The 19,878-nt window shown below is 75.0% G+C and carries 19 protein-coding genes; 12 read left to right on the forward strand and 7 right to left on the reverse strand.

Annotated elements, in window-relative coordinates:
• Positions 1-71: 71 nt before the first annotated feature.
• The 3 genes from V6U79_RS26025 to V6U79_RS26035 all read left to right on the forward strand — a co-directional run bounded on the left by V6U79_RS26025 (position 72) and on the right by V6U79_RS26035 (position 4,230).
• Positions 72-1,457: an FAD-binding oxidoreductase gene (locus tag V6U79_RS26025; RefSeq protein ID WP_334616165.1), complete on the forward strand. Its 1,386-nt coding sequence runs from the start codon at positions 72-74 to the stop codon at positions 1,455-1,457.
• On the forward strand, positions 1,454-2,509 hold the full coding sequence (locus V6U79_RS26030) for a (Fe-S)-binding protein (RefSeq protein ID WP_334616166.1): 1,056 nt from the start codon (positions 1,454-1,456) through the stop codon (positions 2,507-2,509). Before V6U79_RS26025 ends, V6U79_RS26030 begins: the two co-directional genes overlap by 4 nt.
• 302 nt (positions 2,510-2,811) lie before the next feature.
• Complete coding sequence (locus V6U79_RS26035; protein ID WP_334616167.1) at positions 2,812-4,230, forward strand: FAD-dependent oxidoreductase; 1,419 nt, start codon at positions 2,812-2,814, stop codon at positions 4,228-4,230.
• Positions 4,231-4,332: 102 nt separating this feature from the next.
• Here the strand turns inward: V6U79_RS26035 and V6U79_RS26040 are convergent, their stop codons facing one another.
• Both V6U79_RS26040 and V6U79_RS26045 read right to left on the reverse strand, forming a co-directional pair.
• Positions 4,333-5,463: a peptidoglycan recognition protein family protein gene (locus V6U79_RS26040; RefSeq protein WP_334616168.1), complete on the reverse strand. Its 1,131-nt coding sequence runs from the start codon at positions 5,461-5,463 to the stop codon at positions 4,333-4,335.
• A 192-nt stretch (positions 5,464-5,655) separates the two neighbouring features.
• Positions 5,656-6,231, reverse strand: coding sequence for a CGNR zinc finger domain-containing protein (locus V6U79_RS26045; protein WP_334616169.1), 576 nt, complete (start codon positions 6,229-6,231; stop codon positions 5,656-5,658).
• Positions 6,232-6,389: 158 nt separating this feature from the next.
• On the opposite strand from V6U79_RS26045, the gene V6U79_RS26050 reads away from it, so the two are divergent.
• Complete coding sequence (locus tag V6U79_RS26050; protein WP_334616170.1) at positions 6,390-7,451, forward strand: LacI family DNA-binding transcriptional regulator; 1,062 nt, start codon at positions 6,390-6,392, stop codon at positions 7,449-7,451.
• Positions 7,452-7,457: 6 nt separating this feature from the next.
• Here the strand turns inward: V6U79_RS26050 and pip are convergent, their stop codons facing one another.
• Positions 7,458-8,420, reverse strand: coding sequence for a prolyl aminopeptidase (gene pip, locus V6U79_RS26055; RefSeq protein ID WP_334616171.1), 963 nt, complete (start codon positions 8,418-8,420; stop codon positions 7,458-7,460).
• Positions 8,421-8,468: 48 nt separating this feature from the next.
• Between pip and V6U79_RS26060 the strand changes: the two genes are divergently transcribed.
• The 8 genes from V6U79_RS26060 to V6U79_RS26095 all read left to right on the forward strand — a co-directional run bounded on the left by V6U79_RS26060 (position 8,469) and on the right by V6U79_RS26095 (position 16,456).
• On the forward strand, positions 8,469-8,954 hold the full coding sequence (locus V6U79_RS26060) for a MarR family winged helix-turn-helix transcriptional regulator (RefSeq protein ID WP_334616172.1): 486 nt from the start codon (positions 8,469-8,471) through the stop codon (positions 8,952-8,954).
• 109 nt (positions 8,955-9,063) lie between these two features.
• Complete coding sequence (locus tag V6U79_RS26065) at positions 9,064-9,921, forward strand: SPFH domain-containing protein (protein ID WP_334520575.1); 858 nt, start codon at positions 9,064-9,066, stop codon at positions 9,919-9,921.
• A gap of 41 nt (positions 9,922-9,962) precedes the next feature.
• A complete protein-coding gene (locus tag V6U79_RS26070; protein WP_334520572.1) occupies positions 9,963-10,310 on the forward strand; it encodes a PadR family transcriptional regulator in 348 nt (115 codons plus the stop codon).
• Positions 10,307-11,383 (forward strand): hypothetical protein, encoded by a 1,077-nt coding sequence (locus V6U79_RS26075; RefSeq protein WP_334616173.1) that lies wholly within the window; start codon positions 10,307-10,309, stop codon positions 11,381-11,383. Before V6U79_RS26070 ends, V6U79_RS26075 begins: the two co-directional genes overlap by 4 nt.
• A gap of 139 nt (positions 11,384-11,522) precedes the next feature.
• On the forward strand, positions 11,523-13,124 hold the full coding sequence (locus tag V6U79_RS26080; RefSeq protein WP_334616174.1) for a serine/threonine-protein kinase: 1,602 nt from the start codon (positions 11,523-11,525) through the stop codon (positions 13,122-13,124).
• A gap of 47 nt (positions 13,125-13,171) precedes the next feature.
• Positions 13,172-13,918 carry a hypothetical protein gene (locus V6U79_RS26085; protein ID WP_334616175.1) on the forward strand — a complete coding sequence of 249 codons (747 nt, stop codon included), beginning with the start codon at positions 13,172-13,174 and terminating at the stop codon, positions 13,916-13,918.
• Positions 13,919-13,990: 72 nt separating this feature from the next.
• Positions 13,991-14,974, forward strand: a complete 984-nt coding sequence (locus V6U79_RS26090; protein ID WP_334520559.1) for a mechanosensitive ion channel family protein — start codon at positions 13,991-13,993, stop codon at positions 14,972-14,974.
• A 216-nt stretch (positions 14,975-15,190) separates the two neighbouring features.
• Positions 15,191-16,456 (forward strand): MFS transporter, encoded by a 1,266-nt coding sequence (locus V6U79_RS26095; protein WP_442933823.1) that lies wholly within the window; start codon positions 15,191-15,193, stop codon positions 16,454-16,456.
• Positions 16,457-16,745: 289 nt separating this feature from the next.
• Here the strand turns inward: V6U79_RS26095 and V6U79_RS26100 are convergent, their stop codons facing one another.
• The 4 genes from V6U79_RS26100 to V6U79_RS26115 form a co-directional block, all read right to left on the reverse strand.
• Complete coding sequence (locus V6U79_RS26100) at positions 16,746-17,531, reverse strand: DUF4287 domain-containing protein (RefSeq protein ID WP_334616177.1); 786 nt, start codon at positions 17,529-17,531, stop codon at positions 16,746-16,748.
• A gap of 211 nt (positions 17,532-17,742) precedes the next feature.
• Positions 17,743-18,162 carry a YchJ family protein gene (locus tag V6U79_RS26105; protein WP_334520550.1) on the reverse strand — a complete coding sequence of 140 codons (420 nt, stop codon included), beginning with the start codon at positions 18,160-18,162 and terminating at the stop codon, positions 17,743-17,745.
• 122 nt (positions 18,163-18,284) lie between these two features.
• A complete protein-coding gene (locus tag V6U79_RS26110) occupies positions 18,285-19,031 on the reverse strand; it encodes a TIGR02452 family protein (protein ID WP_334616178.1) in 747 nt (248 codons plus the stop codon).
• A 52-nt stretch (positions 19,032-19,083) separates the two neighbouring features.
• Positions 19,084-19,854, reverse strand: a complete 771-nt coding sequence (locus V6U79_RS26115) for an SGNH/GDSL hydrolase family protein (RefSeq protein ID WP_334520545.1) — start codon at positions 19,852-19,854, stop codon at positions 19,084-19,086.
• Between the last annotated feature and the right edge of the window lie 24 nt (positions 19,855-19,878).

Below are 19,878 nucleotides of genomic sequence, written 5' to 3' on the forward strand. Positions count from 1 at the left end.
CCGCTGAACCAGCGTGGCGGTCCCCGTGCCCACCCTCCACGGGGACCGCCACGCCATCGAGGGAGAGACCCGTGACCCTGCCCCCGCCCGTCCTGGCCGAGCTGCGGGCGATCGTCGGCGCCGCGAACGTGCACGACGCCGACGGCGACCTCGTCGCCTACGCCCGCGACGCCACCCCGCTGTTCCACCACCGGCCCGACGTGGTCGTCTTCCCCGCCGACACCGCCCAGGTGGCGGCGGTGCTCGCCACCGCCACCCGGCACGGCGTGCCGGTGGTGCCGCGCGGCGCCGGCTCGAACCTCTGCGCGGCCACCGTGCCGCTGCACGGCGGCATCGTGCTGGTGCTGACCCGGCTCGACCGGATCCTCGAGGTCAGCGCCGACGAACTGCTGGCCCGGGTGCAGCCCGGCGTCACCAGCGCCCGGCTGGCCGACGCCGCCGCCGCGCGGGGGCTGCTCTGGGCGCCCGACCCGGGCAGCCGCACCGTCGCCACCGTGGGCGGCACCATCGCCACCTGCGCCGGCGGGCTGCGCGGCCTGAAGTACGGGGTGACCCGCAACTACGTCCTCGGGCTGGAGGCGGTGCTCGCCACCGGCGAGGTGATCCGCACCGGCGGCCGGCTCTGGAAGGACGTGGCCGGCTACGACCTGACCCGGCTGCTGACCGGCTCGGAGGGCACCCTCGCGGTGATCACCGAGGCGACCGTGGCGCTGCTGCCCGCGCCCGCGGCGTCGAACACCGGGGTGGCCTACTTCCGTACCCTCGCCGAGGCCGGCGCGGCCGTCGCCGCCGTGATCCGCGCCGGGCTGGTCCCGGCGACCCTGGAGTTCCTCGACCGCTCCTGCATGGACGCGGTGGAGGACTTCGCCGGCCTCGGGCTGCGCGCCGACGCGGGCGCCCTGCTGCTCTTCGGTGACGACGGCCCGCCGGAGACCGTCGAGCGGCACCTGGCGCGAATCGGCGTGGCCTGCGCCGACGCGGGCGCGATCGAGGTCACCACCGCCCGGGAGGTGGCCCAGGCGGAGGCGCTGCTCGCCGCCCGGCGGTGCGCCCTGCCCGCGCTGTCCCGCCGGGGCGGGGTGACCATCCTGGAGGACGCGACGGTGCCGCGTCCCCGGCTGGCCGAGATGGTCGACCGGATCGACGCGATCGCCGCCCGGCATGGCGTCGCCATCGCCACCTTCGGCCACGCCGGCGACGGCAACCTGCACCCCACCTGCGTGCTGGAGTCCGCCCGGGACTCCGACGCGGTCCGGCGGGCCGAGGCGGCCTTCGCCGACATCTTCGCCGCCGCCCTCGACCTGGGCGGGACGATCACCGGCGAGCACGGGGTGGGCGCGGCGAAGCTGCCGTTCCTCACCGCCCGGCTCGGCGCCGACCAGATGGCCCTGCTGCGGCGGATCAAGACCGCCTTCGACCCGGCCGGCATCCTCAACCCCGGAAAGGTGGGCTCGTGAGCGGGAACGTCTTCGACCCCGGGCAGCTGTCCCGCTGCATCTCCTGCGGCTTCTGCCTGCCGGCCTGCCCCACGTACGCGATGACCGGCGACGAGGCGTCCTCGCCACGCGGGCGGATCACCCTGATGCGGGCCCTGGAGGAGGGCGTCCTGCCGACCGACGACGAGACCCTGCACGAGCAGGCCTCGTTCTGCCTGGGCTGCCGGGCCTGCGAGCCGGTCTGCCCGGCCGGGGTGGAGTACGGCAGCCTGCTGGAGCAGTGGCGGGTGCACCAGTGGCGGGGCCGACGGCGACCGCTGCTCGCCCGGGCGCTGATCCTGGTCGCCGGGTGGCGTTGGCTGCTGCGCCTGCTCGGCGTGGTGCGCCGCGCGGCCCGCGGCGGCCCGGTGGCCCGGGACGGCGGCGCGCAGCTCATGCTCGGCTGCTTCGAGCGGGGTCTCTACCCCGGCGTCAGCCGGGCCGCCCGGACGCTCGACCCGGAGCTGGCCGTGCCCACCGGGCAGGGCTGCTGCGGCGCGCTGCACGCGCACAACGGCGACCTGGCCGGCGGCGAGCGGCTGGCCCGCCGCCTCGGCGCGGACCTGCCCGGCACCATCGTGACCACCTCCGGCGGCTGCGCCGCCCACCTCGCCGCCGTGCTGGGTCGGGACCGGGTCCGTGAGCTGTCCACCTGGCTGGCGTCGGAGCCGCCAACGGGGGAGGTGCGGGTCGGTGACCGGCGGGCCCGGGTCGCCCTCCAGGACTCCTGCCACCTGCGCAACGGGTTGGGCGTGCACGCCCAACCGCGGGCGCTGCTGCGCGCGGTGGCCGACCACGTCGAGTTGCCCTCGGCCGCCACCTGCTGCGGCGCCGCCGGCACCTACGCCCTGCTGCGGCCGGCGGACTCCCGGCGGATCCTCGACGCCAAGATCGACGAGATCGAGGCCGCCGGGATCGACTACGTCGTCGCGGTCAACCCCGGCTGCCTGCGCCAGCTGCGGACCGGCCTGCGCCGGCGCCGATCCGCCGTCCGCGCCGTGCACCTGGCCGAACTCCTCGCCGCCGCGCGGTGAACCCTCGGACGCGGGTGCCCTGACCCGCGCACCGTGATCCACCTGGCCATCCGCGCCCTGCGGCGGCGGGCGTTCCCCGGGCGTGCGGCATCTCGTCAACCCGCGACGGCGGACCCGACAGCCGTGCCAGACTCGTCTTCGCCGACGGTCGGGCGGCCCGGCGCAGGCCGGCCGGCGGGGCGGCGCGTCGTCCTCGACGCCCCGCTGCCCGCCGCCGCTCCCGGTGGGCTCGGCTCGCCGACGGTGCCACCGGCGGGCTGTCCACGACCGGTGCAGGCCCATGACTGATGACGGAGAGCCTGGTGGACACTCAGACCGCGACTGGCGGCATGCACGTCGACATCCTCGTGATCGGCTTCGGCGCGGGTGGCAAGGCGGTGGCCGCGGCGATGGGCCGGCTCGGCAAGCGGGTGGTGATCGTCGAGCGGTCGGACCGGATGTACGGGGGCACCTGTCCCAACGTCGGCTGCATCCCCAGCAAGGGGCTCGTCCACCACTCCCGCAAACGCCGCCCGTCCGACCCTCCGCAGGAGTGGTACGAGCGGTCCGTCGACAAGGTCCAGGCCGTCCGGGAGACGATGCGCAGCGGCAGCTTCGCGGCGCTCGACGGTGCCGACAACATCTCCGTCATCACCGGCCCCGCGACCTTCGTCGATGCGCACACCGTCCGGGTGGACTCCGGCGGCGACCCGCTCACGATCAGCGCCGAGACGATCCTGATCAACACCGGTTCCGAGCCGATCATCCCCGACCTCCCCGGCCTCCGCGAGAGCGCACACACCACGGACAGCACCGGTCTGATCGAGAACCCGACCCTGCCCGGCCGACTGGCGATCATCGGCGGCGGCTACCTCGGCATCGAGTTCGCCTCCATCTACCGGCAGTTCGGCTCCCAGGTCACGGTCTTCGAGATGGCCCCGAGGATCCTGCTGCGCGAGGACGACGACGTCGCCGCTGCCGCCGAGGCCATCCTCACCGGCGAGGGCATCGAGATCGTGGCGGGCGCGCGGGTCACCGAGGTCCGCGACACCGACACCGGTGCCACCGTCACCTACGAGCGGGACGGCCGGCAGCACACCCTTGAGGTCGACACCATCCTTGCCGCCCCCGGTCGGGCGCCGGCCACCCGTGGCCTCGGGCTGGATGCCGCCGGTGTGCGGACCACCGAACGCGGGGCGGCCGAGGTCGACCAGTACCTGCGCACGAGCCAGCCGCACATCTACGCCCTCGGCGACGTCAACGGTGGCCAGCAGTTCACCTACATCTCCTACGACGACAGCCGGATCGTCCTCGACCAACTCGTCGGCGAGGGACGACGTGCGGTTCCCGACCGGGTCGCGGTGCCCCACACCTTGTTCATGACCCCACCGCTGGCGACCGTGGGGCTCACCGAGCGGGACGCCCGCGCTGCCGGTCACCGGTTGCGGATCGCCAGCCGGCCGGTCGCGGAGATCGCCGGGATGCCTCGCGCCCCGGCCGTCGAGGAGACCCGCGGACTCATGAAGTTCGTGATCGACGCCGATACCGACCAGATCCTCGGCGCCGCCCTGCTGAGCATCGACGCCCAGGAGCTGATCAACACGGTGGCGCTGGCCATCCGGCACGGCATCACCGCCACCGACCTGCGCGACGGCATCTACAGCCATCCCAGCTCGACCGAGGCGTTCAACGGCCTGCTGGCCACCGCCGTCCCCGCCGAGGAGCGGCTTGCCGGGGACTGACGGCGACGCCCTGATCCCGGCGAGCAGGATCAGGGCGTCGGGACCCACCGTCCGCGGGGTGACGCCGCCCGGGTGGGGCGGCGGTACCGTTCCGCCGCGCGCTCAGTCCCGGAACGACTGGCGGACGACGCCGCCGACCAGCGCGCACCACGTGCTGGTGCTGACCCTGCCGGTCGCCGGCAGGCCGTGCAGCCGCTGGATGTCCTCGACGGCCTTCTTCGTCGCGTGGTCGTACTCGCCGGTGACGGTGACCTCGGCGTAGCCCTTCCAGTTGAGGATGAACTGCACCGCCTCGACCGGCAGGCCGGTGGCGTCCTTCTCCAGCTCCGGGGCGAGGGTCTCCCAGGTGGGGCCGGTGATGGTGGCGTCGACGTCGACCGGGATGGCGTTGCGCGCCTGCCAGTCCTGCACGGCGGCGACGGTGGCGGCGTCGAAGGCGCTGTTCGGCGTGACCGCGTAGCCGCGGTGGGCGAGCAGGTACTGGGCGACCCGGACGGCGGGGGAGCTGACGAAGCGCCACAGGTCCGGCCAGCGGCGGGCCGGCACGTCGGCCAGGTCGGTGCCGAGCTTGCGGAACACCTGGCGGCGCACGTCCGGGAAGAGCCGGTAGAACGCCGCGCCCGGGCAGAGGGTGGTGCGGAAGTCCCAGTGGCCGAAGATGTCGTGCGCGTGCAGGCCGTACTGCTTGCAGATGGTGGTGCAGAGCCGTACCAGCGAGTCGAGCAGCTCCTCCGGCGGCGTCTCGGTGACGTAGGTGCCCTCGTTCTCGATGCCGATCGACCGGCCGTTCTCCCCGGGGCAGTGGGCCGAGACCATCTGCCGGTCGCCGGCCTGGAGCCGCTCCAGGCTGCCGCGGCGCCCCTCCATCACGTAGCCGCCCCGGCTGATGGTGAAGTGCTGGCCGGTGTCGGACCAGCCGTTGCCGTCCATGTGCAGGTCCTGGCAGTCCCGGGCGAGCTTGATCGCCTGCGCCTCGGAGTAGTCCGTGACGTTCGGGAAGGCCATGTGGTGCACGATGATCTTGTTGGTGGGGATGGCGCTGGTCACCAGCGAGCCGGCCGGTGGGCGGGCGCCCCACTCGTCGCAGCTGTAGATCCAGTCGAGGTCCGCGCCGGGGTCGGCCTGCGCGGTGGCCGGAAAGGCCAGTTCGGACCCGACGACCGCGACGGTGGCCGCGCCCAGGCCGGCGCGGAGCAGGGTACGACGGTCGTATGCGGGCTGGTCGACGTGCATGGCATCTCCTCGGCGGGGGCCGGCGGGGCTGGGGGGGCGATGAAAAGGAACTCCAGCGGTCGTGCGTGACGTGGAGGATATTGCCATCGGCGGCCGGAGCGCTAGAGGCCCACGTTGATCAGTTGCGAATGGACCGACCGGGGGTGCGAGGGGTCGGCGCGGCGTGGGATCGCGTCGCGGTGGAGGCTGGGGTCAGTCGCCGGTCGTCGCCGGCCGGGGTCGCCCGCGGCGGGCCACGGAGGCCCGACGCATCTTGACGTAGTTGCCGCACCCGGCCATGGAGCACCAGCGGCGGGCCTGGTTGCGGGAGGCGTCGTAGTAGGCCCAGCGGCACGTGTCGCGGTCGCACACCTTGAGCCGCGGCCACGTGTGGTCCTCGCCGCACCGCCGGATCGCGTCGACGAGCTGCGCCAGGGCCTGGTCGAAGGCGGTGGCTCCGGCGGCGACGAGCTGGTGGCCGCCGTCGGTGAAGGTCAGCCGGACCGGCACCCCGGCCAGGGCCTGGTTGAGCGCCGCGATCGCCGTGGGATCGGCGGGGTGACCGGCGTGGCCCAGGAGCACGGCGCGCAGACCTTCCCGGATCGTCCTGGCGACGGCGAGGTCCGCCGGGCGCAGGCGCGCGTCGGCGCGGATCAGCCGCCGCGCCGCGAACCAGTCGCGCAGCCGGTCGGGCGTGGTCAGCGACTCCTCGTCGACCTGCGGCTCGAAGGTGTTGACGAAGTCGCGTACCAGTCGGGCGGCGGGCGGGACCGCTGCCTCCTCCGTCACGGGCGACCTCCCTCGTTCACACCAGCGTAGTGCCTTGACAGGTGTGACTGGCTCTTGCCATGGTCTCTTGTGTACACCGGCAAAGCGGTTTCACCGGTGTGAGATACGGGAACGAATGCGGGGGCGCTGCCCCGGCGGCACGGACGGGAGGGAGAGTCATGGGTGCCACGCTCAGGGACGTGGCACGGCTCGCCGACGTGTCGGTGAAGACGGTCTCCAACGTCGTGAACGGCTATCCCCACGTCAGCGCGGCCCTCCGCCACCGGGTCCAGGCGGCGGTCGAGGAACTCGGCTACCGGCCCAACGCCGCCGCGCGCCACCTGCGCACCGGACGCAGCGGGATGCTCGCCCTCGTCGTGTCCGCCATCGACCTGCCGTACGCCGACGAACTCACGCGGGAGGTCACCGACGCCGCCGCGCGGCGCGGCTACCGGGTCAGCGTCGAACAGGTCGCGGTCGACCCGGAGCCCTCGCCCGCTGGCGGCGCCCGCCCGACGCCGGTCGACGGGGTGCTGCTGGGCGCCGCTGCCCCGGCGCCGGGGCTGATCGAGGCGCGCGCCGCGGCCGGGACACCGGTCGTGCTGCTGGGCGAGAGCGGCGACGGGCGCTGCGACCACGTCGCCATCGACCACACCCGCGCCGCCCGGGACGCGACCGAGCATCTCCTGGCCTCGGGTCGGCGCGACATCGCCGCCATCGGCGCCCACCCACGCAGATCCGCCGCCACCCCGCAGCCGCGCACCGCCGGCTACCGGGCGGCGATGCGCCGCGCCGGGCTGGCACCGCCGCCGGGCTACCTGCAACCGGCCCGGCGCCACCGGCGCGCCGACGGCTATCGCGCTGCCCGGGAACTGCTGGACCACCGGCGGCGCCCCGACGCCCTCTTCTGCTTCTCGGACCTGCTGGCGATCGGCGCCATGCGGGCCGTCTTCGACGCCGGACTCAGCGTTCCCGACGACCTCGCCGTCATCGGCGTCGGCGACCTCGAGGAGGGGCGCTACTCCCGCCCGGCCCTGAGCACCATCTCGGCCGACACCGCCTTCATCGCCCGCGAGGCCGTCGACCGGATCGTCGCCCGGATCAGCCACCCGGACGCCGCCGTCGTCCAGGTCACCGCCCCGCACGCGGTGCTGGCGCGGGAGAGCTGCGGCGTCACCGCCCCGCCCACCGCTTCCGCTCGGGCGGGCCGCGGCGGTCCGGGGCGGGGCGGGCGCGGGTAGCCGCGGTCAGCCGCCGGCGGCGAACCGGTCCAGGGCGCGCACGACGTGGTGCCGCGTCTCGGCGGTGCCCAGGTGTCCCGCCTCCTCGACCACGATCAGCTCCGAGTCCGGCCAGGCCTGGTGGAGCTCCCACGCGGTGACGAGCCCACCGCCCAGGTCGAGCCGGCCGTGGATCAGCACGCCGGGGATGCCGGCCAGCCGGTGCGCGTCGCGCAGCAGCTCGCCCTCCTCCAGCCAGACGCCGTGGGAGAAGTACCACGAGCAGATCCGCACCATGGCGGTGCGGGCGGCCGACGGGCGGTCGCCGTACGGGTTGTGGGCGCCCTTCGTCTCCGCCGAGACCACCGCGTCCTCCCAGGCGCACCAGTCGATGGTGGCCCGCTCCCGCACCGCCGGGTCGGGGTCCTCCAGCAGCCGGGCGTACGCGGCCACCACGTCGCCGTCGCGTGGGGTGCCCGGGGCGCCGGCGAGGAAGCGGTCCCACTGCTCCGGGAAGAACCGGCCCACTCCCCGGTAGAGCCAGTCGATCTCAACGCGGCGGCTCATGGTGACGGCGGCGATGACGATCGCGGAGACCCGGTCGGGGTGCCGCTCGGCGTACGCGAGGATGAGGGTGGACCCCCACGAGCCGCCGTGCAGCAGCCAGCGGTCGACGCCCAGGTGCTCGCGCAGCCGTTCCATGTCGGCGACCAGGTGGTGCGTGGTGTTGTGCCGCATCGGAGTGGCCGGGTCGCTCGCGTGCGGCGTGCTGCGGCCGCAGCCGCGCTGGTCGAACAGGATCACCCGGTAGCGGTCCGGGTCGAAGAAGCGGCGGACCTCGGTGCCGCAGCCCGACCCCGGCCCGCCGTGCACGACGAGGGCGGGTGTGCCGTGCGGGTTGCCGCAGGCCTCCCAGTAGACGGCGTTGCCGTCACCGACGTCGAGCATGCCGTGCTCGTACGGCTCGATCGGCGGATACCGCTCGTCCATCGCGCCTTCCCCTCGTCCAGATACAACAGCGCTGTTACATTACGCCACATGTCCGAACGCCCGCCCGGCCCGGAACTGCTCGGCACCCGGCTGCGCCACCTGCTGGAGCTGCTCGACGGGGCCGTCGCCGCCAGCTACGCCGATGTGGGCCTGCCCGGGTTCCGGCCCCGCTTCACCCCGGTGATCCGAGCGCTGGCCCGGACCGGCCCCGCCGCGATCCGCGACCTCGCCCGAGCCACCGGCGTGACGCACTCCGCCGCCAGCCAGACGGTGGCGCAGATGGCGAAGGAGGGCCTGGTCACCCTCGCCCCCGGGGACGACGGCCGGCAGCGCATCGTCCACCTGACCGGCCGGGCCGAGTCGCTGCTGCTGGTGCTCGACGCGGAGTGGGCGGCCACCACCGAGGCGGCCGGCAGGCTCGAGGCGGAGCTGTCGTACCCGCTCAGCCGAGTCGTCGACGAGGCGCTCGCCGCCCTGGGCCGGCGCCCGATGCGCGAGCGGATCGCCGACGTGCTGTCGGAGTCCACGACCTGACCGACCCGCCGCACCGGGAACACCGGACACGGCACGTGGGCCCGCATGGTCGGGCCCGGGGTGGGTATGCGCGGCGCCGGGAGGCGGGCGCCTCCGGGATCGAGGGGTCATGGGAGCCGCCACGGGTGTCGTCGGCCTGGTCATCGTCGTCGCCGTCGTCGCGCTGCTGCTGGCGTTGAGCGTACGGATGGTGCAGCAGTACCAGCGGGGCATCGTGTTCCGCTTCGGACGGGTGCTGGAGGGGATCCGGGAACCCGGGCTGCGGTTCATCGTGCCGATCGCCGACCGGATGGTCCGGGTCAGCATGCAGACCACCGTCATCGGGGTGCCCGCCCAGGGCGCCATCACCCGCGACAACGTGACGCTCACCGTCGACGCGGTCGTCTACTACCGGGTGGTCGACCCGGTGAAGGCGCTGGTCAACGTGCACGACTACCCGTCGGCGGTGCTCCAGGTGGCGCAGACCGCGCTGCGGTCGGTCATCGGCAAGGCCGACCTGGACACGGTGCTCGGCGACCGGGACCGGGTCAACGCCGAACTCAAGGCCGTGATCGACGCGCCCACCGAGAAGCCGTGGGGGCTGCTGATCGAGCGGGTGGAGGTCAAGGACGTCTCGTTGCCGGAGGGGATGAAGCGCTCGATGTCCCGGCAGGCGGAGGCGGAGCGGGAACGCCGGGCCCGGGTCATCGCGGCCGACGGCGAGTTCCAGGCGTCGCGCCGGCTCGCCGACGCCTCGCGGGCGATGGCCGAGACGCCCGGTGCCTACCAGCTGCGGCTGCTGCAGACCGTGGTGGACGTGGCGGCGGAGAAGAACAGCACCCTGGTGATGCCCTTCCCGGTGGAGCTGCTCCGCTTCTTCGACCGGTTGGCGCCGGGCGGCGCCGGCCCGGTGGGTCCGGCGGAGTCGGCGGAGCCGCCGCTGCCCAGCGTCGCCGGGGACGGCCACCGCCGCGAGGAGCGGCGCTGACGGGACAGCGCATATACCGGTAGCGGATATATGCTGCCGCCATGAGCGACGCCCCGATGCGGGAACCCACGTTCCTGATCCTCACCGCCCTGGCGGAAACCCCCCAGCACGGCTACGGCGTGGTGGAGGACGTCCTGCGCATCTCCGACGGCCGGGTCCGGCTCCGGGCCGGCACCCTCTACGCCGTGCTCGACCGGCTCCGCGTCGACGGACTGATCGAGGTGGACCGGGAGGAGGTCGTGCAGTCCCGGCTGCGCCGCTACTACCGGCTCACCGCGCTGGGCGCCCGCCGGCTGGCCGAGGAGGCCGCCCGGCTGCGGGCCAACGCCGACGCCGCCGGGGCCCGGCTGCGCCGCCGGGGCCTGCTGCCCGAGGGCGGTGCCGCGTGACCCACCGCGACCTGGAGACCCGCTACCGCCGGTTGCTCGCCGTCCACCCCTGGGAACACCGCCGGGTGTACGAGGAGGAGATGCTCGCCGTGCTGCTGGCCGGCGCCCGACCGGGGCAACGCCGGCCCTCACCCGCCGAGGCGGTCGACCTGGTCGCCGCCGGTCTGCGCGCCCGCCTGCGGATCACCGCGCGCGGGCTGACCGATCCGGCCTGGTCCGACGCCTCCGCCGTGACCGGCCTGGTCACCGGCCTGATGCTGCTCGCCCTGGCCGGGCACGCGTTGGTCACCCAGCTGACCGTCGACCGCCGGCTGCCCCCACCTGCCGTCGTGGCCGGCGCCGACGCGGTGGACTGGCTACGACTGCTCGGCTGGGCCGGGGTCTGCGCCGCCGCGCTGCTCGGCTGGCGACGGGTCGCCGCCACGCTCGCCGCCACCGGTGTGCTCGCCTGGGCGGTGCTGGTCGCACCGCAGGTCACCGACAATCCCGGTCACGTGGTCGACACCCTGCCGCAGCTCCTGCTCGCCGTGGTCACGGCCGGCGCCCTCGCCGTACCGGCGCCCCGCCGCCGCGCCCTCGAGGTGCTGGGGGCGCGCCGACTCGTCGTCCTCGCCATCGCACCGCTGACCATGGCGGCGGTGCTGCTGCTCAACCGGCACACCAGCCCCGCGTTCGACAACAACACCGGTCCGGTCACCGTCCACGTCCTCTACGGGCTGGAGGCGCGCACGGAGGTGGTCCTCTGGCTCCACGTCGCCGCCCTGGCCGGCGCCGCGCTCGCCCTGCTCCTCGCCCTCGGCACGCTCACCCCGCCGGTACGACGACGCGTGGTCGTCCTGCTCATGCCGGTGCCGGCGCTGATGGTGATCATCGATACGACGCTCAGCGGCTGGATGACGTCCACCCTGCACATGGGTCACGCGATCCCGCTGGTGCCGGCCCAGTGGGCCCTGCTCGTGCTGGTGCCCCCGGTGACCTTCCTGGCCGGGGTACTGATCGTCCGACGCCGGGAGGAGACCCTGCGGGTGCTGCGCCTCGGCCGGGCCGCGGACCGGGAGCGGCCGGCCGACTGAGCGGCCCGCCGACTGGGCGGCACCCGGTCCCGGCCCGCCGTCGTCCGGACCCGGGGAAGGTAACGTTTGCGTGAATGGACCACAATGCTCGGGTGCCCCTGATCCGTGTCCATTTCCGACCGAGTGGGGAGACCGTCGCGTGACCGGCGACTGGCAGCTGTCCGGCTACACCCCGGTCCGGCAACTCGGCGCCGGTGCCTCCGGCCGGGTGCTGCTGGCCACCCACGACGCGACCGGCACTCCCGTCGCGATCAAGTACCTGACCCGCGCCATCGGTGACGACCCGGCGTTCCGGGAAGCCTTCCGCGCCGAGGCCCGCCTGCTCGTCGAGGTCGACGACCCGCACGTGTCCCGGCTCTACGAGTACGCCGAGTCGCCGGACGGCGCGGCCATCGTGATGGAACTCGTCAACGGCGTCAGCCTGCGGCAGATGCTCCGCGCCCACGGCCCGACCGAGCCGGAGGCGGCGCTCTGCGTCCTCAAGGGCTCCCTCGCCGGGCTCGCCGCCGCGCACGCCCGTGGCGTGGTGCACCGTGACTACAAACCCGAGAACGTGCTGGTCGGCGTCGACGGGCGGAGCAAGCTCGCCGACTTCGGCATCGCCGTGCCGGTGGGTGAGGACTCCGGCGGGTCGGTCGGCGGCACTCCCCGCTACATGGCCCCCGAGCAGTGGACCGGCGCGCCGGCCGGTCCCGCCTGCGACATCTACGCCGCCACGGCCACCTTCTACGAGTGCCTCACCGGCCGCCCCCCGTACGACGGGCGGGATCTGATCACCCTGCGCGAGCAGCACGCGCAGGCGCCGATCCCCACCGATCCGGCCCCGCCGCCCGTGCACGACCTGCTCCGGCAGGGCATGGCCAAGCAGCCCGCCGACCGACCGCAACCGGCCGACGTCTTCCTCGCCCGGTTGGAACAGGCCGCCGGCGACGCGTACGGCGAGGACTGGGAGGAGCGGGGCCTGCGCGAGCTGGCTCGCCGGGCCGCCCTGCTCGCGGCGCTCTTCCCGTTCCCCGACCGGGTCGACGGCGCCACGAGCCTGGCCAGCACCACCCTCGGTGCGGAGCAGCCGGCGCCGGCGCGCGGCAGGGGCCGGGGCGCGCTGCTCGGGGTGGGACTGGTCGCCGCCCTGCTCGTCGGGGGAGCGGGCCTGACCTACGCTGTCCGACACGACTCGCCGGCCTTGACCGCGGCGGGCAAGGGCTCCTCCGCCATCACCCTGCTCACCCCGAGCCCGCCCACCGCCGCGCCGGCCAGCACGGCCGCGCCGTCGCCTGCCGGCGCCACCGCCGATTCCACCGGGAGCGCCGGTGCCAGGGCCACGCCCACCCCCCGCCGCACCGCGACCCCCGGCTCGCCCCCGCCGGCCAGTCCGTCGGCGCCGCAGGACGCCACCGCGCCGATCGTCGGCAAGCTCGACGCCAGCCCCACCCAGCTCGAACCCCGGGGATGCCCGTTCGGGGACCGGTCGAGCACGGTCACCGCGACCGTCTCCGACGACCGCACCACTGCGGACAAGCTGCGCGTCCTCTTCCGCTACACGCTGGAGGGCGTCACCCGTGAGGTGTCCATGGGGCCCGTCGGGCGCGACGTGTTCCAGGGCACCCTGGGGGACCTGCCCGCGCCGAGGTCGGACACCCGCATCCCGATCGAGGTGACCGCCGTCGACGCCGCCGGCAACGCCTCCCCGCCGGCGGGACCGGTGTACGTGTCGCTCGACTCGCTCTGCGTCCTCGGCTAGGGGACGGCCGTGCAACCACGACGGTCCGTGACGGAAGGTGAACCGGGATGACCACGCCGGACGAGCGGGGCGGGGCGCTGCCCGCCCGGGACGAACCCACCGTCCACCTGTCGGAGGTGCCGGAGCGGCCGACCGCACGGCCGACGCCCGGGCCACGGTCCGCTGAAGAGCCCACCGTGCAGCTGGCAGCGGGCGAGCCGACCGTGCACGTCGCGGCGGGTGACCTCGCCGGTGACGCGACCGTGCGGCTGACGGCGGCGGAGGCCACCGGCCGGGGCGTACCGGCTGCTGCGGCGCCGGTCACCCACGTCGGCGAGGTGCGGTTCGGGCCGGGCGTGCCGGCGGCGCCCGCCTGGCCGGTAACGGCGCCGCGCCGACCCCGCCCGCTGCGCCGGCGGATCACCGCCGTGGTCTCCACGCTGCTCACCGTGGCGCTGGTCGCCGCGGTCGGGTTCTGGCTGTGGCAGCGGCTCAGCCCACTGGAGGTCACCGGCGTGCGGGTGGCCGTGCCGCAGCCCGCCGGCAACCGGTGCGACGTGACCGTGGAGGTGGTGGCCACCGTGGACACCAACGGCCGGGGCGGCGTCATCGAATACCAGTGGCTGCGCTCCGGCTCGTCGCCCGGCGCCATCCTCACCGAGCGGACCGATTGGCGGCAGCGGACCGCGACCTTCACTCTGAAGTGGACGTTCAGCGGTGCCGGCAGCACCACCGAGACGGCCACCGTCAACATCGTCTCGCCCACCCCGACCCAGGCCGCGACGGAGGTCAGCTACACCTGCCGCCGGCCGTGAGAACGTTTCCCCGGACCCGGGCCGGGGTAGGTCCCGGACCGACCGACCCGACGGACCGTGTGGAGGGCCTACATGAAAGACAACTTCGGCGACGCGGTAGGTGACGCCCTCCGCGCCGTGATGCTCTTCCTGCCCAAGGCCGTCGCCTTCGTGGCGATCCTGGTGGTGGGCTGGCTGATCGCCAAGGCCGTGCTGAAGATCGTGGACAAGGTGCTCGAGCGGGTCCACTTCGACAAGGCGGTCGAGCGGGGCGGCATCAAGACCGCGCTGGCCCGCTCCCGCTACGACGCCAGCGACATCGTGGCCAAGCTCGCCTACTACGGGGTCCTGCTGGTCACCCTCCAGCTCGCCTTCGGTATCTGGGGGCCGAACCCGATCTCCGACCTGATCGCGGGGGTCATCGCCTGGCTGCCCCGGGCGTTCGTCGCGATCGTCATCGTGGTGGTGGCCGCCGCGATCGCCACCGCCGTGAAGGACATCATCAGCAGCGCCCTCGGCGGCCTCTCCTACGGGCGGGTGCTGGCCAACATCGCCTCGGTGTTCCTCCTCGGCCTGGGCGTCATCGCCGCGCTCAACCAGATCGGCGTCGCCACCGCGGTGACTACCCCGGTGCTGATCGCCGTGCTCGCCACCATCGGCGGCATCCTGGTCGTCGGTGTCGGCGGCGGGCTGGTCCGGCCGATGCAGAGCCGGTGGGAGTCCTGGCTGACCCGCGCCGAGCAGGAGTCGCAGCTGATCGCGACGCACGCCCGGGCGTACCAGGCCGGCAAGCGGGACGTGCGCGCCCACCTGGCGCCGCCGGTCACCGCGTACGACGAGGCCGAGCGCACCCAGCCGGTGCCCCGCGACGACGACGCGGACCGTACCCAGGTGGTGCCCCGCGCCGACGAGGCGGAGCTGACCCAGCCGGTCGCCCCGTACGCCGGCCCGGACGCCACCCAGCCGACTCCGGTGGCGCCGCGGCAGTCGACCCCGACGCACGACGAGCCGACGCCGGCCGACAACGAGGCCACCATGATCATCCCGCAGGGGGACGTCGACAGGTCCCGCCGCTGACCGATCCGCGCCGACCGGGGCGGGGCCCAGCAGGGGCCCCGCCCCGGTTCGTGTCCGGTCGCCGTCCCGGGAAACGGGATCGTCGCCGGGCGGCGGTGCCGTCTAGCATCGGCGGCATGACCTGGCGATGTTGATCCGTAACCGAAGGCCGCACCCGCGGGCCACCGCGGACGCCGTACGTCTCCCGCGTCCGTACCGTCCCGTGGAAAGGCCGTCATGCCCATCACCTCCACGCGGGTGTCCGACCCCCGCGTCCGCCGCCTCGCGGCCACGCTCTACGCCTACGCGTTCCTCACCGACTGCGTGCTGCTCTACCCGGTCTACGCGCTGCTGTTCAGCGACACCGGCCTGTCGATCGGCCAGATCTCCGCGCTATTCGTGCTCTGGTCGGCGACCGGCATCGTGCTCGAGGTGCCCTCCGGCGCCTGGGCCGACGCGGTCTCCCGCCGGCTGCTGGTCTGCCTGGGGCCGGTGCTCGCCGGCGCCGGCTTCGCCCTGTGGGTGCTGACGCCGTCCTGGTGGGCGTTCGCCGTCGGCTTCGTCCTCTGGGGAGCCGGCGGGGCACTCACCTCCGGCGCCCTCGAAGCGCTGGTCTTCACCGAACTGGACCGCCTCGGCGCCGCCGGCCGGTACGCCCGCACCATGGGCCGGGCGAAGACGGCCGGGGTGCTCGGCGCCCTCGCCTCGATCGCCCTCGCCGGTCCGGTGCTCGCCCTCGGCGGCTACCCGGCCGTCGGCGCGGCCAGCGTCCTGACCAGCCTGCTGGCCGCCGCCGTCGCCGCCCGCCTGCCCGAACACCGCCCGGCGGCGGCCGCGTCGCCGGTCGCCCCGGACGACGGCGACGAACTGGGCTGGCTGGCGAGCCTCCGGGCCGGCCTCGCCGAAGCGCGGGACGACCGACGGGTACGCGCCGCGTTGCTGCTGGTCCCGGCGGTGAGCGCCGTCTGGGGCGCCCTCGACGAGTACACGCCGCTGCTGGCCCGGGACACCGGCGTCGCCGGGTCGACGGTGCCGCTGCTGCTCCTGCTCCTCTGGGTCGGGGTCACCGCGGGCGGGCTGCTCGCCCCGGCGGGGGAGCGGCTGACCACCCGCGGGTACGCCGCGCTGGTCGCCGTCGCCGCCGGGGCGCTGGCCGCGGGAGCGCTGGTCCGGCACCCGGCCGGTTTCGCGCTGATCGGCGTCGCGTTCTGCGCCTTCCAACTGGCGACGGTGCTCGCCGACGCCCGGTTGCAGGCCCGGATCGCCGGGCCCGGCCGGGCCACGGTCACCTCGGTGGCCGGGATGGCCACCGACGTGGCCGTCATCGCCGTCTACGGCGGGTACGCCCTGCTCGCCGCCGCGGGCGGCAACGCCTTCGCCTTCGCGGTGGCGGCCGTGCCGTACCTGGTGGTGGTGCTCTGGTTGCTGCGTCCGGCGGACGGGCGGCGGTCGCGCCGGGCGCTGCCGGAGCCGGTGACCGGGCGCGGCGGGGGTTCGGCCTGACCGGCCGCGTCGCTCGCCTCCCGGCCGGCCCCGGCGCCGGGGGGGGGCGGTCGCCCCCGGCTGACCTGGTCGATGCCTGTGGGCTGCTGGGCAAGGGCGGTGGTGTGGGCTGCGTCGACGGCGGGGAAGGTGGATGCGGGGTGAGGTGTGATACCTCAGAGGCATCAACATGCCTGTGAGGTATCACGCTGGTGGGGGTGGCCGGTTCCGTCCGACGAACTCAGCCCTTCTCCGGCTCCCCCACACGCCTCAGTCGGCCGGCTGCGCGGACGCAGCCGGCGGGTGCAGATCAGTTCCCGGACTCCAGCAGTTGCTTGAGCGCGGCCAGCCGCTCCCGCCAGTAGCCCTTGAGCCGGGCCGCCTCCTCGGCGTCGGCGAGCTTCTCGTGCACCACCGCCACCTGTGCCTTCGCCTCGCCCTTCGGGGTGAACCCGGCCACGATCCGGGTCGGCCCACCCGCCCAGTCGGCGCGGAAGGTCTTCGGCGCGGTCGCCGTCCGTACCCGAATCTCCACGTCGGGCAGCCACCGCCGGCGCAGCGTCTCGTCGGCGAACGCCTCGAACAGACGCTGCACGGGTACGGCCACCGTCCGGCTGCCGCCGGCCTCCCACCGGCCGTCGCGACGCTGCCCGGGCGCGCGGAGCCCGCGCGCCTGCTCGTACCCGACGGTGAGGGCCTGCGCCCACCAGCCGGGCACCTCGTGCGCGGTCACCAGCCAGCGGGCGATCTCGGTGTGGGTGCGCTGGGTCCCGCCCCACTCGTCGAGCAGGGTGAACCATTCGTCCCAGCTGCGGCCGGTGCGTTCCCGGATCATCGCCGCGGAGATCCGGTCGGTCTGCCCGGCCCCGGCGGCCGGCGCCGCGGGAATCCCGGCCGGCGCCGGGCCCGGCTCGGCGGGAGCGGCCGGGGCCGGTTCGACGGGAGCGCCCGGCGTCGGGGCCGGCTCGGACGGGGGCTGGGCCGACTCGGCGGGTGCGGCTCCGGTGAGCAGGTGCCGGCGGGCCGTCGTGTAGCTTTCGCCGGTCTTGTCCATCCGGGCGCGGATCCGGGACTTGAAGGTCTTCTGGCGCGTCATCACATGCTCCCTGTCGACGGCGCGGCCGTGGGACTCACGCTCCCGTCGACCCCGCCGTTGCCTGGGCATGCGGCACGGCGTCCCGAGGACCCGAGGTCCCCTCTGCCTCCGCGACGCCGGCGGCGTGAGCACCGGTAAGGAGGTTGGGCGCGGGACGGCGCCGAGGTCATGCTAACCCGGGGCCGGCGGCGGCGGCGAGCAGGTCGGCCCGTCAGTCGGGCAGGGCGTCCAGGTAGACCCAGCGGCCGTCCTCGCGGACGAAGCGGCTGCGTTCGTCGAGCGTCCCCGCCCGTCCCGACTCGCGGTAGTGCGCCCGGAACCGCACCGTGCCGGTGGTGTCGAAGAGGCCACCGGCGTCGGTGTCCAGGATCTCCAGCCGGGTCCACCGCTCGTCGGGGTCCAGGCGCAGCCGGGCGGGCCGGGTCGAGGAGTGCCAGCTGCGCAGGAGGTAGTCGGCGTCGCCGACGGCGAAGGCGCTGAACCGGGAGCGCATCAGCGCCTCGGCCGTCCCGGCCGTGCCCACGCCCCGGTGCACCGGGCCGCAGCAGTCGGCGTACGGCAGCCCGGAGCCGCACGGGCAGGGCCGGTTCGGGTCGTCGGCCGCGCTCCGGCGGGCTCCTCGTTTCGCCACCCGGCCATCCTGCCCCACCCGACCCGCACCCGGACCGGCAGGCAGGCGGGGCCGGCGTCCCGGAGCCGACGAGCGAGGGCCGGGGCTGGCCCGCTCGGGCGGGGGCGGGCCAGGAGGGCCGGTCAGCCGAACGCCGCGGCGAACGGGCGGCGGTTCGCCTCGTCCGGCACCGCGAAGACCACCAGGTCGAACCGGCCCGCGTACGGGCCGTCCGGGCCGAGCAGGGCGGCGAACGCGCCGGCCACCTGGACCGGGTCGTTGCGGAACACCCCGCACCCCCAGGCCCCGAGGACCAGCCGCCGGTGTCCGTGCGCCAGCGCCACGCCGAGCACCCGCCCGGCTCGGCGCCGCAGCACCCCGCCCAGGTCGGCGGGCTCCCGCAGTGCGCCCGCGTTCGGCGCCGCCGCGGTCAGGAATGCCATCCGGTATGGCGGCACCAGTCGCCCGGAGTCGTCCCGGAACACCGGCACGTCGGGGGAGTGGATCACCCGGTCGCTGTAGAGCGGGTCCCGGTGCTCCTGGTGGTACGCGTAGAACTCCGGCACCGTCCGCAGGGCGGCGGCCAGCGCCGACGACCGGGCGAGGCTCTCCTCCTGGGCGTGCGCGCCGGTGGCGTACCCGCCGCCCGGGTTCTTCGCGGAGGCGAAGTTCAGGCAGGCGACCTGGTCCGGGCCGGCCACCGCGAGCCGGTGGCCGGCGGCGAGGCTGGTCTCACCGGTCACCTCCACCGTGGAGGGTCCGGCCGGGCCCGGTTCGGGCAGCGGCTCATCGGGCAGGTGCAGGGTCGACGGCGGCACCGCGCCGTAGTCGCCCGCCGCGACGAGGCGGTCGGTCTCGGCGGCGAGCGCCGCCCGCTCGGTCCGGTTCACCGGCCCATCATGCCGGCCCGGTCGAGACGGGTCCGTCCGGGCCCGGGGTGCCTCAGTCGAACGCCACCGGCAGCGGCACCGGTCGCTTCGCCGCCCGGTCGTCGCCCGAGGAGCGGCCCCGCAGGTGCCGGGCCACCCAGGGCAGCAGGTGCCGGCGACCCCAGGCCAACTCGGCCCGCAGCACCTCGTGCCCGCGCCGACGCGGCGCGAGGTCCAACGGGCGGGTCCACGAGTCGTCGTACCCGGGCAGGCCGGCGGTGTGGGCGAGCGCCGCGGCGATCCGCTCGTGTCCGGCGCTGTTGGCGTGCAACCGGTCCTCGCTCCACAGCCGCGGGTCCGACGCGACCGGGTGCGCGGCGAAGTCCAGCAGCGTGGCGCCGGTGTCGGCGGTGACCCGGCGCAGCGCCGCGTTGAGCGCGACGATGCGCCCGCGCAGCGGGCGGGCCAGCGGCATCACCGGCACCGGGTCGGGCAGAGTGAAGGTCAGCACGGTCGCGCCCTGGCCGACCAGGGCCCGCTGCATCGTCGCCACGTCCGCGGCGATCCGGCCGGCGTCGAAGGAGGGGCGCAGCACGTCGTTCATCCCGGCCACCACCGTGCACAGGTCCGGGGCGAGGTCGAGGGCGACGGTCAGCTGCTCGGCCAGGATCTTCGCGGTGGTCCGGCCCCGGATGGCCAGGTTGGCGTACTCCAGCCCGCCCTGCGTGCGGGCGACGGCCTCGGCGAACCGGTCGGCCCAGCCCCGGTAGCCCCCGTCGCCGTCCGGGTCGTCGAGCCCCTCGGTGGTGCTGTCCCCGATCGCGACGTAGCGCTGCCACAACATGATCGTCAGCTTAGGCCCGCCCGC

Origin of the sequence: Micromonospora psammae (genome assembly GCF_036902725.1) — a bacterium.
In the GTDB taxonomy this organism is placed as follows: Bacteria; Actinomycetota; Actinomycetes; order Mycobacteriales; family Micromonosporaceae; genus Micromonospora.